Origin of the sequence: Alicyclobacillus herbarius DSM 13609 (assembly GCF_000430585.1) — a bacterium.
Classification (GTDB): Bacteria; Bacillota; Bacilli; order Alicyclobacillales; family Alicyclobacillaceae; genus Alicyclobacillus_G; species Alicyclobacillus_G herbarius.
Map to the genome: position 1 here is coordinate 49,124 of NZ_AUMH01000014.1, position 15,436 is coordinate 64,559.

Annotated in this window: 17 protein-coding genes; 14 read left to right on the forward strand and 3 right to left on the reverse strand. The window is 58.6% G+C overall.

Annotated elements, in window-relative coordinates; all coding sequences use genetic code 11:
• The first annotated feature begins 10 nt into the window (after positions 1–10).
• From H522_RS0110790 to H522_RS0110825, 8 genes are all read left to right on the forward strand, one after another.
• The gene (locus tag H522_RS0110790) at positions 11–490 is read left to right on the forward strand and encodes a hemerythrin domain-containing protein (RefSeq protein ID WP_026962318.1); all 480 of its coding nucleotides are present in this window, start codon (positions 11–13) and stop codon (positions 488–490) included.
• On the forward strand, positions 487–837 hold the full coding sequence (locus H522_RS0110795; RefSeq protein WP_245578087.1) for a hypothetical protein: 351 nt from the start codon (positions 487–489) through the stop codon (positions 835–837). The genes H522_RS0110790 and H522_RS0110795 overlap by 4 nt, the downstream gene beginning before the upstream one ends.
• A 56-nt stretch (positions 838–893) precedes the next feature.
• Positions 894–4,580, forward strand: a complete 3,687-nt coding sequence (locus H522_RS0110800; RefSeq protein ID WP_026962320.1) for a nitrate reductase subunit alpha — start codon at positions 894–896, stop codon at positions 4,578–4,580.
• The gene (gene narH / locus H522_RS0110805; RefSeq protein ID WP_026962321.1) at positions 4,570–6,054 is read left to right on the forward strand and encodes a nitrate reductase subunit beta; all 1,485 of its coding nucleotides are present in this window, start codon (positions 4,570–4,572) and stop codon (positions 6,052–6,054) included. Before H522_RS0110800 ends, narH begins: the two co-directional genes overlap by 11 nt.
• Before the next feature lie 10 nt (positions 6,055–6,064).
• Positions 6,065–6,700 (forward strand): nitrate reductase molybdenum cofactor assembly chaperone, encoded by a 636-nt coding sequence (narJ, locus tag H522_RS20585; protein WP_051344180.1) that lies wholly within the window; start codon positions 6,065–6,067, stop codon positions 6,698–6,700.
• Between the two features lie 48 nt (positions 6,701–6,748).
• Positions 6,749–7,420: a respiratory nitrate reductase subunit gamma gene (gene narI, locus H522_RS0110815; RefSeq protein WP_026962322.1), complete on the forward strand. Its 672-nt coding sequence runs from the start codon at positions 6,749–6,751 to the stop codon at positions 7,418–7,420.
• Positions 7,421–7,554: 134 nt separating this feature from the next.
• Positions 7,555–8,658, forward strand: a complete 1,104-nt coding sequence (locus H522_RS0110820) for an Mrp/NBP35 family ATP-binding protein (protein ID WP_026962323.1) — start codon at positions 7,555–7,557, stop codon at positions 8,656–8,658.
• Positions 8,645–8,947 carry a hypothetical protein gene (locus H522_RS0110825; RefSeq protein ID WP_026962324.1) on the forward strand — a complete coding sequence of 101 codons (303 nt, stop codon included), beginning with the start codon at positions 8,645–8,647 and terminating at the stop codon, positions 8,945–8,947. Before H522_RS0110820 ends, H522_RS0110825 begins: the two co-directional genes overlap by 14 nt.
• Before the next feature lie 156 nt (positions 8,948–9,103).
• Here the strand turns inward: H522_RS0110825 and H522_RS0110830 are convergent, their stop codons facing one another.
• The 3 genes from H522_RS0110830 to H522_RS0110840 are packed head-to-tail and all read right to left on the reverse strand — an operon-like array spanning position 9,104 to position 10,047.
• On the reverse strand, positions 9,104–9,433 hold the full coding sequence (locus H522_RS0110830) for a hypothetical protein (protein WP_026962325.1): 330 nt from the start codon (positions 9,431–9,433) through the stop codon (positions 9,104–9,106).
• A gap of 3 nt (positions 9,434–9,436) precedes the next feature.
• Positions 9,437–9,811, reverse strand: a complete 375-nt coding sequence (locus H522_RS0110835) for a hypothetical protein (protein ID WP_026962326.1) — start codon at positions 9,809–9,811, stop codon at positions 9,437–9,439.
• Positions 9,808–10,047, reverse strand: coding sequence for a DUF2249 domain-containing protein (locus tag H522_RS0110840; protein ID WP_026962327.1), 240 nt, complete (start codon positions 10,045–10,047; stop codon positions 9,808–9,810). The genes H522_RS0110835 and H522_RS0110840 overlap by 4 nt, the downstream gene beginning before the upstream one ends.
• Positions 10,048–10,258: 211 nt before the next feature.
• Between H522_RS0110840 and H522_RS21535 the strand changes: the two genes are divergently transcribed.
• From H522_RS21535 to H522_RS0110870, 6 genes are all read left to right on the forward strand, one after another.
• On the forward strand, positions 10,259–10,396 hold the full coding sequence (locus H522_RS21535) for a hypothetical protein (RefSeq protein WP_155836355.1): 138 nt from the start codon (positions 10,259–10,261) through the stop codon (positions 10,394–10,396).
• Positions 10,397–10,562: 166 nt separating this feature from the next.
• Positions 10,563–11,810, forward strand: a complete 1,248-nt coding sequence (locus H522_RS18960) for a multidrug effflux MFS transporter (protein WP_051344181.1) — start codon at positions 10,563–10,565, stop codon at positions 11,808–11,810.
• 205 nt (positions 11,811–12,015) lie between these two features.
• Entirely contained in the window at positions 12,016–13,290 is a 1,275-nt protein-coding gene (locus H522_RS0110855) for an MFS transporter (RefSeq protein ID WP_035453565.1), read from the forward strand.
• A 61-nt stretch (positions 13,291–13,351) separates the two neighbouring features.
• Positions 13,352–14,407, forward strand: coding sequence for a tartrate dehydrogenase (locus tag H522_RS0110860; RefSeq protein ID WP_026962329.1), 1,056 nt, complete (start codon positions 13,352–13,354; stop codon positions 14,405–14,407).
• A gap of 265 nt (positions 14,408–14,672) precedes the next feature.
• Complete coding sequence (locus tag H522_RS0110865) at positions 14,673–14,948, forward strand: hypothetical protein (protein WP_026962330.1); 276 nt, start codon at positions 14,673–14,675, stop codon at positions 14,946–14,948.
• An 82-nt stretch (positions 14,949–15,030) separates the two neighbouring features.
• Positions 15,031–15,366 carry a spore coat protein gene (locus H522_RS0110870; RefSeq protein ID WP_026962331.1) on the forward strand — a complete coding sequence of 112 codons (336 nt, stop codon included), beginning with the start codon at positions 15,031–15,033 and terminating at the stop codon, positions 15,364–15,366.
• Positions 15,367–15,436: the final 70 nt, after the last annotated feature.

Below are 15,436 nucleotides of genomic sequence, written 5' to 3' on the forward strand. Positions count from 1 at the left end.
GGGATGATTCATGTCTGGTCCGGCTTTGAAACAAATGGACGCTCATCGAGCCATTCATGATGCCGCAGCGGAGGAAGCGGCTGAGCTGACAGAACTGTTGCGGCACCTGCTCCAGGCACAAGCGTGGGAAAAGGCAGAAGAGATGGCGTATATCCTCGTAGAACACTGGCAGACGCGCACGCTACGCCACGCTGGGGAAGAAGAAGCAGGGTTTTACTTGGAGGTCTGTCAGCATCACCCGGAGAAGGCGGGCGATATTGCCGCCCTCACGCGAGACCACGACCTGATGCGGACGCTGGTGGCTGAGATTGAGGCCCGTTTGGCCGCCTGGAATGCGACTGAAAATCGGACCGTCTTGGACGATCCGGACACCTGGAGTGGCTTGCTCAGCCGTTTTGAGACGCTCAATTGGCTCGTCGTGATGCACAGCCGTGAAGAAGAGCGACGTTTACTAGAGACCCAGGTTTGTGAGGAGGTTTTACTGGTATGAAGAAGTCCAATGCGACGGTGGTGCACGCAACGCGACAGACGGTGGACACCCGTGCGGATAAAAACTTTCTAGAGGCGTTTGCCCGAATCCAGCGTGAGCAGGAGGAGCGCCGGAGAGAGGAGGCCCTCAGGACCGATAAGGCGGACTTACTGGCGTTGTTAGCGCTGCGCTTTGGCCTCGTGCCGCGCGAGGTGAGTGAGTTTATTCTCAACATCGAAGATACCAGCCAACTGGAGCGGCTCATTTTAATCGCCGCCAATGTGCCCACCTGGACGGCATTCGTGAAGGAATTGAAAGCCCCGAAACAAAGCTTTCGGATTGTTGGGGAGCAGTACCGTCCGTTCTAGGAAACTGCGCGGATACGGCGGTGGTCGGTTCGGGATCATGGAAGGGGAGAGTGTTTGTGGCAAAGACGAAAAAATCTCGCATACCAAGGTTGCATCACCTACGCCGCGGGGAACGGATCAACCAGGGGTGGACGGAACAGAGCCCGCGTCCGCGCGACTGGGAAGACCTGTACCGCAACCGCTGGCGCTACGACAAGGTGGTGCGTACCACGCATGGCGTCAACTGTACAGGATCGTGCAGTTGGAAGGTTCACGTGAAGGACGGCATCATCACGTTTGAAACCCAACAGACCGACTATCCTTCCTTGGGGTCCGACGTGCCGGAGTACGAGCCCCGCGGGTGTCCGCGTGGGGCCAGCTTCTCCTGGTATGAGTACAGCCCCTTGCGTGTTCGCTATCCCTACGTACGGGGGGAACTCCTGGAGCTTTGGCGGCGCGAGCGGCAGGCCGGAAAAAAGCCGGTGGATGCTTGGCGCGCGATTCAAAGCGACCCGGAAAAACGCTTGATGTATCAGCGGGTGCGCGGTAAAGGCGGGTTTGTCCGGGCCACGTGGGACGAAGTGACGGAAATCATCGCCGCTGCGTCCATTGATACCATCCGCGAGTATGGTCCCGACCGGGTGGTTGGCTTTAGCCCCATTCCGGCGATGTCTCAAGTCAGCTACGCGGGCGGATCGCGCTTTTTATCCCTCATTGGCGGGACTATCCTCAGCTTTTACGACTGGTACGCTGACCTCCCGCCGGCTTCTCCGCAGATTTGGGGCGACCAGACGGATGTCCCGGAAAGCGCGGACTGGTATAACGCGACGTACTTCATCATCTGGGGTACCAACTTGCCGATGACGCGCACCCCGGATGCCCACTTCATGGTCGAGGCGCGCTACAACGGAACAAAGGTGGTTGGGGTCAGCCCAGACTATGCGGAATACGTCAAGTTTGCAGACCTTTGGCTGCCAGCCAAAGCGGGAACAGATGCCGCCTTGGCGATGGCGATGACGCATGTGATTCTCAACGAGTTTTATGTTCAGCGGCGCACACCGTACTTTGAAGATTACGTTACGCAGTACACCGACATGCCGTTTTTAGTGACCTTGGAGCGTAAAGGCGATGCGTATGTGTCGGGTCACTTTCTGCGTGCCAGCGAAGTGGAGACTGGGGTATCGCTCGGCGAGTGGAAAACGGTGGTTTGGGACCAGGTGACAGACGCCCCCACGGTGGTCAAGGGCAGTCTCGGGTTTCGTCACGACGGCTCCGGACAGTGGAACCTATCCCTAGAGACTGCGGACGGGCGCCGCGTCAAGCCGCGCCTTAGTCTACTTGATACGGAGCATGTGGTGCAGCAGGTGCAGTTTCCGCACTTTACGGAAGGCGGGTCACAGGTGCTCACGCGGGGAGTCCCCGCGCGTGCGATTCGTACGGTGGATGGAAATGAGGTCTGGGTGACCACCGTATTTGACTTGTTTACGGCACATGCGGGGGTGGCGCGGGGACTGCCTGGGGATTACCCCAGCTCGTACGATGACGCGTCCGTCCCGTACACCCCGGCATGGCAGGAGGGCATCACCGGGGTCAAGCGCCAGCTGGCGGTTCAGGTGGCGCGAGAGTTTGCCGAAAACGCGGAGCAGACCCACGGTCGTTCCATGATTGCCCTTGGGGCGGGAACCAACCATTGGTATCACAGTGACATGATTTACCGCGCCATCATCAATCTGGTTCTGCTGTGTGGCTGTCAGGGCGTCAACGGTGGCGGTTGGGCGCATTACGTCGGACAGGAAAAGGTTCGGCCTTTAGAAGGATGGTCCACGGTAGCCTTTGCCACCGACTGGGTCCGGCCGCCGCGCCAGCAGAACGGGACGTCGTTCTTTTACTTTGCGACCGACCAGTTTCGTTACGAAGAGTTGGACACAAAGACGCTGGGATCTCCCCTGGGAGGTCGGTTTCACGACTTGCACCCGGCCGATATGAACGCCTTAGCCGTGCGCTTGGGATGGCTGCCTTCCTTCCCGCAATGGACCGAAAACTCGTTGGATGTGGTGCGGCGCGCGCGGCAGGCCGGAGCCCAAACAGAGGACGAGATTAAGCAGCTTGCCGCCAAGTGGTTAAGTGAAGGGGAACTCCACTTCGCGATGGAAGACCCGGATAACCCGCGCAACTTTCCCCGCGTGTTCTTTGTCTGGCGGTCCAATCTGCTCGGTTCCAGTTCCAAGGGTCACGAGTATTTCCTCAAACACCTGCTGGGGGCCGACGGCCATGTGTTGGCCGCGGAATCGCCCTGGCAGCCACAGGACATTCAGCGGCGAGGCGAAACCCCGCGCGGCAAGGTCGACCTGTTGGTCGATATCGACTTTCGCATGACCGGCACCGGACTCTACTCGGACATCGTGCTGCCGGCGGCAACTTGGTATGAGAAACACGATTTGAGCAGCACGGACATGCACCCGTTCATTCATCCGTTCAACCCGGCGATTTCGCCGCCTTGGGAGGCACGGACCGACTGGGCTATCTTCCGGAGTATCGCGAAAGTGTTCTCCGACTTAGCGACGAGCGACTTGCCCGCCCAGGACGATCTCGTCATGGCGCCGCTTGGGCACGATTCCCCGGACGAGTTGGCGCAGGCCTATGGCCGCGTGCGGGATTGGCGGCGGGGGGAGTGCGAGGCTGTGCCGGGACGGACGATGCCGAAGCTGATGGTTGTCCGGCGCGACTATCCACGCGTCTACGAACAGATGGTTTCCATGGGACCTCTGGCAGAACACGAGTATGGTGCCAAAGGCATCACGATTCCTGGGCAGGCGGCCTACCAAGAGCTGCGTCGGAGAGTAGGTGTAGCCCCTGGCGAGGATAAGCGGACGGGACGCCCGTCCATCTACGATGAACGTCAGGTGGCGGAGGCGATTCTGACCCTTTCTGGAGCGACCAACGGCCGGCGCGCGGTTGAGGAATGGGAGGCGCTTTCCAAGCAGACGGGACTGAACCTCAGCGATGTGGCCAAGGGTCGGGAAGACGAGGCGTACACCTTTGACGACCTGACGGTGCAGCCGCGTCTGTCGTTGGCCACGCCGGTGTGGAGCGGGTTAGAGGGCGAAGGCCGGCGCTATTCCCCGTTTACGTCCAACGTCGAGTTTCGCATCCCCTGGCACACCCTGACGGGTCGCCAACACTTTTACGTCGATCACGAAGTGATGCTCGATTTTGGCGAGGGGCTGCCTTTGTATCGACCGCCGCTCGGGATTACACCGTTTGCTGCTGAGGATAGGGATGTGGCCGATGGCACAAGGCGCACCGTGATGATTCGCTACCTGACGCCGCACCAGAAGTGGGGGATTCACTCCACGTACACCGATAATCACCGCATGTTGACCCTGTTTCGCGGCGGCCAGACCATCTGGATGAGTGAAGAGGACGCGAAACAACTCAACATCCAGGATAACGATTGGGTCGAGGTGTACAACCGCAACGGCGTGGTGGTGGCGCGGGCCGTCTTGACCTACCGGCTGCCGCCCGGCGTGGCGATGATGTACCACGCCCAGGACCGGACCATCGGCGTACCGGGCAGCGCCATCACAGGGGACCGGGGCGGCACCCATAACAGCGTCACGCGCATCATCCCAAAACCCACGCATATGATTGGCGGTTACGCACAACTGTCGTACGGGTTTAACTACTACGGACCGACCGGGCATCAGCGGGACGTCCTGGCCGTCATTCGGCCCTTGAAAGAGGTGAACTGGCTTGAGGATTAAAGCTCAGGTCGCAATGGTGATGAATCTGGACAAGTGTATTGGCTGCCACACGTGCAGCGTGACGTGCAAGAATACCTGGACTAATCGCCCGGGTATGGAGTACGCCTGGTTTAACAATGTCGAGACTCGCCCAGGGCCGGGCTATCCCCGGCGGTGGGAGGACCAAGAACGATTTCGTGGCGGCTGGGTGGTCCAAAACGGCCACCTGCGGTTGCGCGCTGGCGGGGCCATCCAGAAGTTGGCCAACATCTTTCACAATCCGGACCTGCCGACGATTGACGATTACTACGAACCGTGGACGTACGACTACGAAAACCTCATCCAAAGCCCGCGGCGAAAACACCAGCCCACCGCCAGGCCACACTCCCTGCTGACCGGCGAGGCCATGGACAATCCCACGTGGGGACCCAACTGGGATGATGATTTGGCGGGCGGATCAACCATCGCCCCGACCGATCCAAACCTGCGCGAGTTGGAAGAACATGTGGCTTTCACGTACGAACAGACGTTTATGATGTACCTCCCGCGCATTTGTGAGCACTGTCTGAATCCAGCTTGCGTCGCCGCCTGTCCATCGGGAGCGATTTACAAGCGGGACGAAGACGGCATTGTCCTGGTGGATCAAGAAGCCTGCCGTGGCTGGCGATTTTGTGTCAGTGCGTGTCCATATAAGAAGGTCTACTTCAACTGGAACACCCATAAGGCGGAAAAGTGCCACTTCTGTTACCCGCGCATCGAAGTCGGGCTGCCCACCGTCTGTTCGGAGACGTGCGTTGGGCGCATCCGCTACCTGGGCGTCGTCTTCTATGACGCCGACAAAGTGCGGGCCGCCGCCTCCGTGCCAGATGAAAAGGATGTCTATCCAGCACAGCTGGATGTCTTCCTGAATCCGCACGATCCGGACGTGATTGCGGCGGCCCGTGCCGCGGGCATCAATGACGCATGGATTGACGCCGCACAGCGTTCACCCGTGTACAAGATGGCGGTGGAGTGGAAGGTTGCCTTACCGCTACATCCGGAGTATCGGACGTTGCCGATGGTCTGGTACGTGCCACCGCTGAGTCCGTTAGTCCACCACCTGGACAACGAAGACGAGATGGATATGGACGGTTATCTCACCGTCGTGGATGAGATGCGGATTCCGGTAGCGTATTTGGCGAGCATTTTGGCGGCTGGCGACACCTCGGTGGTTCGCCGCGCCCTGGTCCGTCTGGCTGCCATGCGCGCCTTCATGCGCGGCCGGAACCTCGGGCAGGCGGCCGACAGCCGGTTGCTGGCCGAGGCCGGTCTGCCGGCGGAAGACTTGGTGGCCATGGTGCGCATGTTTGGTGTGGCGAAGTACGACGAACGGTTTGTCATTCCCACGGGGCAGCGAGAGATGGAAACAGACCTCTCCTATGCCCAAGGCGCCTGCAGCCTCGAGGGGATTGCCCCACCAGAAGGCCTGCCGGCGCTGACCCACAGACGAGGATAGGGGGATATACATGCTCTCCAGAGAGGAAACGTGGCGGCTGGTATCCTTCCTTCTGACGTATCCAGAGGAAGGCTGCCGGAGGGTGCTGCAGGAACTGCAGACTTGGGTTGCTGACGCCGAGGACGCGATGGCTCTACAGGCTCTCAAATCTCTCTTGGCCGCTGACCCGGACACCCTGGTTCGTGTATATGTGGAGACATTCGACTTCTCCACGAAGACAACGCTGTACCTGACGTATCACGAGTTTGGTGACGATCGCGCCCGTGGCAACGCCCTGTTGGCCCTGCATCAGCAGTTGCGAAGCGCCGGGCTAGAACCGGTCGCCAACGAACTGCCGGACTTCCTGCCGCTGTTGTTCGAATTCCTCGCAGAATGGCCGCCCCTCACGGAGACGGACTTGCCGGGGCGGATGTCCGCCGCCATTGAACACATCTTGGCGACACTGTCTAAGGAGCATCTGTATCGTCCAGCCTTCGAATTGGCCAGGCGGTATCTGCCCGATCCAGTGGTGATGCCCCGGCCGCTTTCCCCGCGCGAGGCACTGCGGCAACGCATCCGTTCTGGGAGCGGGTCCGCGGGTGGCGCTGGTGCCGTCGGGACAGGCGTGGAGGACGCGCCGATGCCCTATCCCATCTTCTATGATTGACGTACAGGCTGCCGCTTGTGGTGGTGAATGCGGCCAGGAGGGGTTTGTATGGCGCAATTCTTGTGGGTCATCTTGCCTTACCTGTCGATAGCTCTCATGGTTGTCGGCAGTGTCTATCGGTTTTGTTATCGCCCGCTGGGCTGGGGCTCGAAGTCCAGCGAGATTCTGGAGAAACGCTGGCTACGCCCAGGCAGTCTGCTGTTTCACTGGGGGCTGCTCTGTGTTATCGGGGGACACGTGATGGGGCTGTTGATCCCGATACAGGTCTATCACGCCTTAGGCATCAGAGACGAGCTGTACCACTTGGTCGCCGATGTCGCCGGTGGGCTTGCCGGGGTGTGTGCCACAGCCGGATCCGCCCTGTTGTTGCTGCGCAGACTTGTGTTTGTGCGTGTGCGCCGCAACTCGTCGGTTGGTGATTTTGTCGCGTTGGCGCTGCTGTTTGTGGTATTGGCCCTGGGAACTGCACAAACCGTGCTCTACAACAACCTGGTGGGTCCTTATGAATACCGGACGAGCGTTGGACCCTGGATGCGGGGGCTGTTGTTCTTGCATCCGAGCGTGTCCTTGATGCATGGGGTTCCAATTCTGCTGCAGATTCACATCATCTCGACGTTTATGTTGTTTGCGGTTTGGCCGTTTACGCGTCTGGTACACGTCTGGAGTGTGCCACTTCGGTATCCAACCCGGGCACCGATTCAGTATCGTTCCCGTGGCTAACACGGCTTGCTTTTGTGACTCACCTGGGCCCGTCTTCGTGATGAAGCGCACACCCGGCCGTGACTCCGTGTGCGATAATCGCCCTGAATGATGACCATGGTGGGGCAAAAGCGCGGCTTGGGGAGGGATTCGATATGGCGACCCGTGAAGAGGTGCTGGAGGCGCTGCGCGATGTGCAAGACCCGGAAGTGCATCGCAGCATCGTGGAATTAGACATGGTCAATGATCTTGTGGTAGAGGGAGACCACGTATCCGTGGAAATTCTGCTGACGATTCGTGGCTGCCCCCTGCATACCACCATTGAACGATCCGTCCGCGAGCGCCTTTTGGCACTCTCCGGCGTGAACGACGTGGATGTACGGATTGGGTATATGACGGATGAGCAGCGAGCCCGCTTCGCGGAAAAGGTTCGTGGCGTTTCTGCGCAACAAGGGACCCCGGCGATTCTGGCCGAGGACAAAGGCGTCGAGTTTATCGCCATCGCGTCCGGAAAGGGTGGCGTCGGAAAGTCTACGGTGACCGCCAACCTTGCCCTGGCCTTGGCGCGAGAGGGTTTGCGGGTTGGTTTGGTAGACGCGGATATCTATGGTTTCAGCATTCCCGGCATTTTCGGCCTTGAACACCAGCGTCCTACGATGATTGATGACCTCATTATTCCGATTGAGGCACATGGGGTGAAACTGATCTCCATGCATTACTTTGTCCCGCCGGGGACGCCGGTGGTCTGGCGCGGACCGATGTTAGGAAAAATGCTGCGCAACTTTTTCTCCATGGTGCACTGGGACGACCTGGATGTCATGCTCTTGGACTTGCCGCCGGGGACCGGTGATATTGCGCTGGATGTCCATCAATTGCTGCCTAAGAGCAAGGAGATTGTCGTCACCACGCCGCAGGCTGACGCGGCGGCCGTCGCCGTCCGCGCCGGCCTGATGGCAAAGCGGACCAACCACGAGGTTCTTGGCGTGATCGAGAATATGGCGTTTTTCGAGTGCCCTGGCTGTGGGGAACGGACCTACCTGTTCGGTCGCGGCGGCGGGGACGCGGTCGCCGGCGCCTTAGGCGTGCCGGTGTTGGGCCGTGTGCCGCTTCGCGCAATGGACGACGGACGGTCGCCATTGTTTGTTGAACCCTCGCCTCCGGCCGAAGTGTATCAGGCTTTGGCCCGCCAGGTATATACGAAGATTCAGGCGGAGAAAGACCGAATCGGCCAAGGAGGCAATGGGCGTGCGCGTGCGTGAACACTTTTTGCTCGGAACGGAGATGGCCACCATCTCCGTTACGGCAAAGCGGGAGTGTCGGCGGGAAGATCTATTTCTTCACGTCATGGAAGCCATTGTCAGTCGCTATCAGGAGGAGTTTGGTCTAGACGCGCGAGAACGTCTCCTGGCTGAACTCGTGGGAAAATCCCATTTCGGACCCTTGACCTGGCGGCTTCGCCCGGAAGACTCGTGTTGGAGTCATGCGGAGAAGCTGGGTTTGAATACGGATGCGACCGGTCACGGCAATGGTTCCGAAGATATGAGATAAGACCGATTATTCGAGGATACGAAGAGATAGTGCGGGGGGAAGGGAATGTGGCTGGGATGTGAAAGCGGACCAGGCTCGCCTCGAGGGCAGCTTGGTCCGCCTTTTTTGTCGTCCTTGCGGATTTGCTTGCTGTATCATCTGTGACGTTTTTAATTCTTAACTCAACTCCAGCGCCACCTTGGCCGATTCGTATAGGGCCGCCATACCGCCGTAAAGGATGTAGAAAAATGCGTCCGGGGCATCCAAGGAAAACGAGCGGTAGTTGCGTGGGTCTTCCCCAAGTACCCACTCAAATAGGCGGGCGCTGTCGTATGCGTAGAAGCAAAAGTTCGTATAGTCAAAGGCTGGCATTTTCTCGTAAATGGTGATGATATCGTGCGCGTATGTGGGAATGTTTCTCGCTGCCTGTTGAACCATGCGCAGGGCGTCCGCCTCATTCACGGAGATCCGCAATCCGCCCTTTTCCAATCGTTCTAGTTGTGCCACCCGTCATCTCTCCTCGCGGGCCGTAAAGGTAAATTCTCTAGCTGCCAGGGCTGCTTGAAATACCGGCAGTGGCAACAGCTCATCGCGCTGTAACAGGGTCGGTCGCGTCTGCAAGAATCCATCATCCGCTAAGTCTGGATTATTGGTGTCAAGGACGCCAGACTCCAGCATTCGGACGACGAGGGATAGACCCCACCACAAGGAGGGGTCATCCATAGGTTCGCCGGCCGCCATCTGTTGTACTTGCCAGACGGATTCATACGGCATTGGCACAAAGACGACCACGAATTGTGGGTGGCCGTCCTTGTCCAGCGTGAACACGCGCCGATACCCGTGCGCGATGTGGCCCTTTGGCAGCCACTGCACGCTTAGGGTCATGCGCTCACCCGGCCAATCTTCACCTGAAACGTCTCCGGCCCTTGCTCGAGGTACTCCCAGCTGAACTGGCCCGGACGCTCCAGCTGAAACTGGTAGCGGAGAGGGACCGGATCGTGGTCATTGATAAGCAGCATGGCTTCTCCCGGCTTCAGGCTGTCGAACGTTTCGAAAATCACCTTGTGCTTCAACTGCGGGGGATACTCGGTCGCGCGGACCGTGGCCGCGAACTCGCTCATTCGGAAACATCCTCCTTCGCCATGGGTATGGCTCTCTTGCACTTCGACTTTACTCATAGTTGGGCCAGGAAGGGGTGACTTGGGTCACAGCGTTATATAAAAGCGTCGGCCATCGGGACATACAGGATATGACATGTAGCGGGGTGTGATTCAACGCACCGGAGATTGGTGCCGGCATGGATTATGCTATAGAGGTCAAGGAGGGATGGATATGGAGGCGCACGGTCCACTATACCACCGCAACGGAGCGCACATTTGGCCACGGGGACTGGCAATAGGGTTGGTTTCCTTAGCCATTGCCGCCATCGTGGCCGAAATCGTCTTAGGTATCGCTTCGCTGGTTATCTGAGTATCTTCTGGTCCGTCACCCGTCTTCTCGTTCTGACCTGGACTTCCTCTTCTGTCAAGATTGCTGATTCCGACAGAATGAAATAGTATAAATGGAGTTTCGCCAAGGACGCGATTCTCCGGATTGGATGCAGCGGGAACGCGTCCGAGTGGGAGGGGGAAGACGGATGACGGTTCGGCATGCCCAGACGAGGCCTGCGACGGGCCCACGCCGAATGCGGTTAGCGGTGGTGCTCGGTTGTTTGACCGGCTTGGGACCGTTCTCTATCGACATGTATCTACCGGCCCTGCCGTCGCTTGCGTCTGACCTAAAGGTGAGCCCTTCCCTGGCGCAACTCAGCTTGACAGCTTGCTTGCTCGGCCTGGCGCTGGGGCAGCTGGTGGCAGGTCCCATCAGTGACGCGTTGGGACGCCGACGGCCGCTCTTGTGCGGCTTGGCGGTCTACGCCGCTGCGTCTGGGCTGTGCGCTTGGACGCACGCCATTTGGGCTCTTGTTTTCATTCGCTTCTTTCAGGGACTCGCAGGGGCTTCCGGCATCGTCATCGCCCGGGCGGTGGCTCGGGACCATTTTGCAGGCGTGGAATTGACCCGCTTCTTTGCTCTCTTGATGCTGGTCAACGGGGCGGCTCCAGTTTTGGCGCCGATTGTAGGGGGACAGCTACTGCGGCTGACTTCCTGGCATGGCATCTTTATTGTCCTTTGTCTGCTTGGGGTGGTTTTCTGGATGGCGAGCATGTTCTTCTTGCCGGAGAGTTTGCCTCCCGAAGGGCGAACCAGCGGGGGGTGGAGCACCACCATCCGATCATTGGGCGGGCTCCTTCGGGATGTGGAGTTTGTCGGTTTTGTACTGGCGCAAGGGATGGCGTTTGCCGCCATGTTTGGGTACATCTCCGGGTCGTCTTTTGTCCTGCAGGAGCTGTACGGGGTATCCCCCCAGGGATTCAGTGTCATTTTTGCCGTCAATGGGCTTGGCATCATCGCCGCGGGGCAATTGGCCGCCCGTGTCTCTATGCGTTTCGGAGAACGAAGGGTTCTGGCCGTCGGGCTCGGTTTGGCGGCAGCGGCCGGTTTGCTGCTGGTCGTGGGTGCCCTCTGGCATGCCGGATTGACGCTGGTCCTCATCGGCTTATTTGTAGCCGTCGCCAGCATTGGCTGCATCAGCACGACGTGCGGATCGCTCGCGTTGCAAAACCACGGGAAACGGGCGGGCAGCGCGTCGGCATGGCTGGGGGTGTCCGGAATGTTGCTCGGCAGCGTCGCCTCGCCGTTGGTGGGCATCGGCGGCAGCCATATGGCGCTGCCGATGGCGGTGGTCATCGCCGTCTGTCACCTGTTGGCGGGTTTGTGCTACTGGCTGTTCGCATCGAGGCCCTCGGGGCACCGAGCGGCGATGCCACCCTCTGTGCAGGGGTGACGGCTTACGCCGATGGTGTGTGGATGCTTCTCGAAACGGTGAGGCAGATAGCGAAACCGGGGCCGCATGTTGCGGCCCCTTTGCGTTGGTTTTGCGTTGGTATAGAAACTGTGATAGAGTAAGTAAGGTTTTTATTCAAGTTGCTGAAAGCGATTCCAGCATCCAGGGGGGGACACCGTTGAGACACAGGTATCGTTACTTTATCATGTCGCTGGTCGTACTTATGACCATGATAAACTATTTGGACCGCGGCGCGATTTCCTACGCAGCCAATCCAATCATTCAGGCGTTCCACCTCAATGCAGAGTCCTGGGGAGCCGTGTTGTCGTATTTTGGCTACGGGTACATGGTGGGTTCCATCGTCGGTGGCTTTTTGGCCGACCGGCTCGGTCCGAAATGGGTCTGGTTGACGGCCGGTAGTTTGTGGTCCATTTTTGAGATTTGCATGGCGTTTGCCGGAAACATCGGCATGGCCGTATTCGGCGGTTCCGCGTTGGCCGGATTTGCCGTGTTTCGGATTCTCTTTGGGGTCTCGGAAGGGCCGTTGTTCTCAACGATGAATAAGACGGTGGCCAACTGGGCCAGTCCCAAAGAGAAAGGCTTCATGCAGTCGTTTGGACTGTTCGGAGTGCCGTTCGGATCGCTCATTACGGCGCCGATTGCGGTCGGGCTGCTGTCCATCACGACCTGGCAGACGACGTTCATCATTCTCGGCGTTTTGGGGATCATTTGGGTGTTGATCTGGGCTCGGGTGTTCACAAATAAGCCCGAACAGCACCCGAAAGTGACGCAGGAAGAGTTGGCGGTCATTCGCTCCAAAGAGGTGCTGGAGACCGAAGCCACTCTGGAGGAGTCGGAACAGAGCCAAGTTCCTTGGTACTATTTCTTTCGCCGCGCGACCTTGGTCTGTAACGCGATTGGTTACTTCGCCTTTCAGTATGTGAATTTTCTACTGTTGACTTGGACGCCCAAATATCTATTGGACACCTTCCATTATTCGTTAGGAAAGCTATGGTACATGGGTATGATTCCATGGATTGGGGCCTGCGTGACGGTGCTGTTGGGCGGCCGATTGTCTGACTGGTTGCGTCGGCGGACGGGGAGTCTCCGCCTGGCCCGGGCTGGGGTTGCCGTGGCGTCACTGTTGCTGACGGCGATATGTTTTATGCTCATTCCGACGGTCCATTCGGTTGGGGCGGTGCTCTTGCTCATGGCTGTGGGCAATGCGTTTAACTTCCTGCCCAATTCGCTGTACTGGGCGATTGTCATTGACACCGAACCGGCCCGAGCAGGGGCGTTTGGTGGCATCACGCACTTCATCACCAACATCGCGACCATTCTGGCTCCGGCGCTGACTGGCGTTTTGGTCGCGGCGCATGGGTATAGCGCGATGTTCGTGGCGGCCGCCATCGCTGCCGTTGTGGGCATGTTGGCGATGCTGTTTGTCCGGCCGGGCAAGCGGTTTGCGTCAGCCGCATAAGTTTATCCATTTGAATGGACGGGGGATGTCCCGTCCGTTCTGCATTTGGAGGGGAAATAGCGTGAAACGTTTTGAGATTGCCGTGATACCCGGTGATGGCATCGGCCAGGAAGTGGTCCCTGCGGCCATGCGCGTGTTAGACGCGGTGGCGGAGCGACACGGCGGACTGGCTTTTACCTGGACGACCTTCCCGTGGGGCTGCGAGTACTACCTGGAGCATGGTGAAATGATGCCAGCGGACGGCATCCAGACCCTAAGCTCGTTTGATCAGATTTTTCTCGGCGCGGTCGGCATGCCGCGGTTGGTCCCTGACCATGTCTCGTTATGGGGATTGCTCCTTAAGATTCGGCGTGAGTTGGAACAGTCTATCAACATTCGGCCTGCGCGGAGATTGACCGGCCTGCCTTCGCCGCTCCGGGATGACACCCCATTCGACTTTGTGGTGGTCCGAGAGAACTCGGAGGGCGAGTATTCTGAAATTGGCGGTCGCATTCACCGCGATAAAGACGAGTTAGCCATCCAGAGCGCGGTATTCACGAAAAAGGCGACGAAACGGGCCATGGCTTACGCGTTTACGTTGGCCGCCCAGCGCCGGGGGCGGGTCACCAGCGCCACCAAGTCCAACGGGATTTATCACAGCATGCCGTTTTGGGATGATGTATTCCGCGAAGTGGCCACGGAATACCCGGACATCAAGACGGAAAGCCGCCACATCGATGCACTGGCGGCGATGCTGGTGATGAAACCGCAGGCGTTTGACGTGATTGTCGCGTCTAACCTGTTCGGGGACATCTTGACCGATTTGGGTGGGGCGATTATGGGCAGCATTGGCGTAGCGCCTGCAGCCAATCTGAACGTGGAACGCAAGTATCCATCCATGTTTGAACCAGTTCATGGATCCGCTCCGGATATCGCGGGAAAGGGGATTGCCAATCCGCTCGGCCAGATCTGGACAGGGAAGTTGATGCTCGACTTCCTGGGTTATCACGATGCGGGGGAGAGGCTGCTTGGGGCGATGGAGAGGGTCTTGGCTTCAGGAGTAAAGACCCCGGATTTGGGTGGCCGGCATTCGACCCAGGAGGTTACGGATGCTGTGATTGCCGCTCTCGACGAATAACCCCCCGGTGTATGTCGCACAAAATCGTGTTCGCGGCGTAACCCCGGTCGCCTCAACGCATAACCGTCATCGGTTCTCTTTCTGCTGCAGCCTGGGCGAAAAACCCAGGCTGTTTTGCACCCGTCTTCGTGCCGCTCTTTGCATCTCTGGGAACGGCTTTGTACAGACTAATCGGGAGGGCCCCTCCGCGGTCGTCTACGTTCAAGGCCACTTCTCGGATACGCACTTTAAAGAATTTCAGGGCAAACCTACGGAGGCGAGACACATGCCGCAATCAATGCAAACACAGGCGAATCAACAGGCGGCCCAACCAGTGATGATGGCTCCGCCGGCAGTGATTACCACCAAAGACCTGTTGTATCTCAAGGATGCGATGTCGTGGGAACTACTTGCAGCCAAGAAGTGTTACCACTTTGCGAATGAATGCACCGACGCAAAGGTCGCACAGGCCATCCATCGGGCTGGACAGATGCACATTCAGCACTATCAGAAGCTCTTGGCGCATTGCCAGTCCGCCGAGAACGCCGCAAAGCCGCAATAAGTGGACCATCATGCACCGCCGGCATCCAACCGGTAAATGGCGTCATTGGCGCCTGATACACGCAAAAGGAGAGGAGTCGACCATGGCGCAGAATCCAAACGAGATTGCCAATCCGAAGCCGCCGTATGAACCACACGTCAAAGGACCGGAATTGAACGATCGCGATCGACTCAATGACATTTTGGTGACGGAGAAATACCTGACGGACGGACTGAACAGCGCTGTCCGTGAGGCGAGCCACGACGCATTGTTTCAGGACCTGATGGCAATCTTTCAGGAAACGCATCAGATGGCACGGGAGATCTACAACACGATGTTCCAACAGGGTTGGTACAAATTGGAGGCGGAACAGCCGCAGAAACTACAGCAGGCTTATCAGCAGTTCCAAGGCTATTCTTCCCAGTTTCCGTACCACTGACAAACCGCTTGCGGGTGCAGGGAGGTCTCCTGCACCCGATTGGCAGGCTTCACTCGCATACCCCGAACCG

Coding starts and splice junctions, on each gene's coding strand:
- H522_RS0110790 (WP_026962318.1), top strand. CDS start 11: ATGTCTGGTCCGGCTTTGAAACAAATGGACGCTCATCGAGCCATTCAT.
- H522_RS0110855 (WP_035453565.1), top strand. CDS start 12,016: ATGTCGCTGGTCGTACTTATGACCATGATAAACTATTTGGACCGCGGC.
- H522_RS0110865 (WP_026962330.1), top strand. CDS start 14,673: ATGCCGCAATCAATGCAAACACAGGCGAATCAACAGGCGGCCCAACCA.
- H522_RS0110835 (WP_026962326.1), bottom strand. CDS start 9,811: ATGACCCTAAGCGTGCAGTGGCTGCCAAAGGGCCACATCGCGCACGGG.
- H522_RS18960 (WP_051344181.1), top strand. CDS start 10,563: ATGACGGTTCGGCATGCCCAGACGAGGCCTGCGACGGGCCCACGCCGA.
- H522_RS0110820 (WP_026962323.1), top strand. CDS start 7,555: ATGGCGACCCGTGAAGAGGTGCTGGAGGCGCTGCGCGATGTGCAAGAC.
- narI (WP_026962322.1), top strand. CDS start 6,749: ATGGCGCAATTCTTGTGGGTCATCTTGCCTTACCTGTCGATAGCTCTC.
- narJ (WP_051344180.1), top strand. CDS start 6,065: ATGCTCTCCAGAGAGGAAACGTGGCGGCTGGTATCCTTCCTTCTGACG.
- H522_RS21535 (WP_155836355.1), top strand. CDS start 10,259: ATGGAGGCGCACGGTCCACTATACCACCGCAACGGAGCGCACATTTGG.
- H522_RS0110840 (WP_026962327.1), bottom strand. CDS start 10,047: ATGAGCGAGTTCGCGGCCACGGTCCGCGCGACCGAGTATCCCCCGCAG.
- H522_RS0110795 (WP_245578087.1), top strand. CDS start 487: ATGAAGAAGTCCAATGCGACGGTGGTGCACGCAACGCGACAGACGGTG.
- H522_RS0110870 (WP_026962331.1), top strand. CDS start 15,031: ATGGCGCAGAATCCAAACGAGATTGCCAATCCGAAGCCGCCGTATGAA.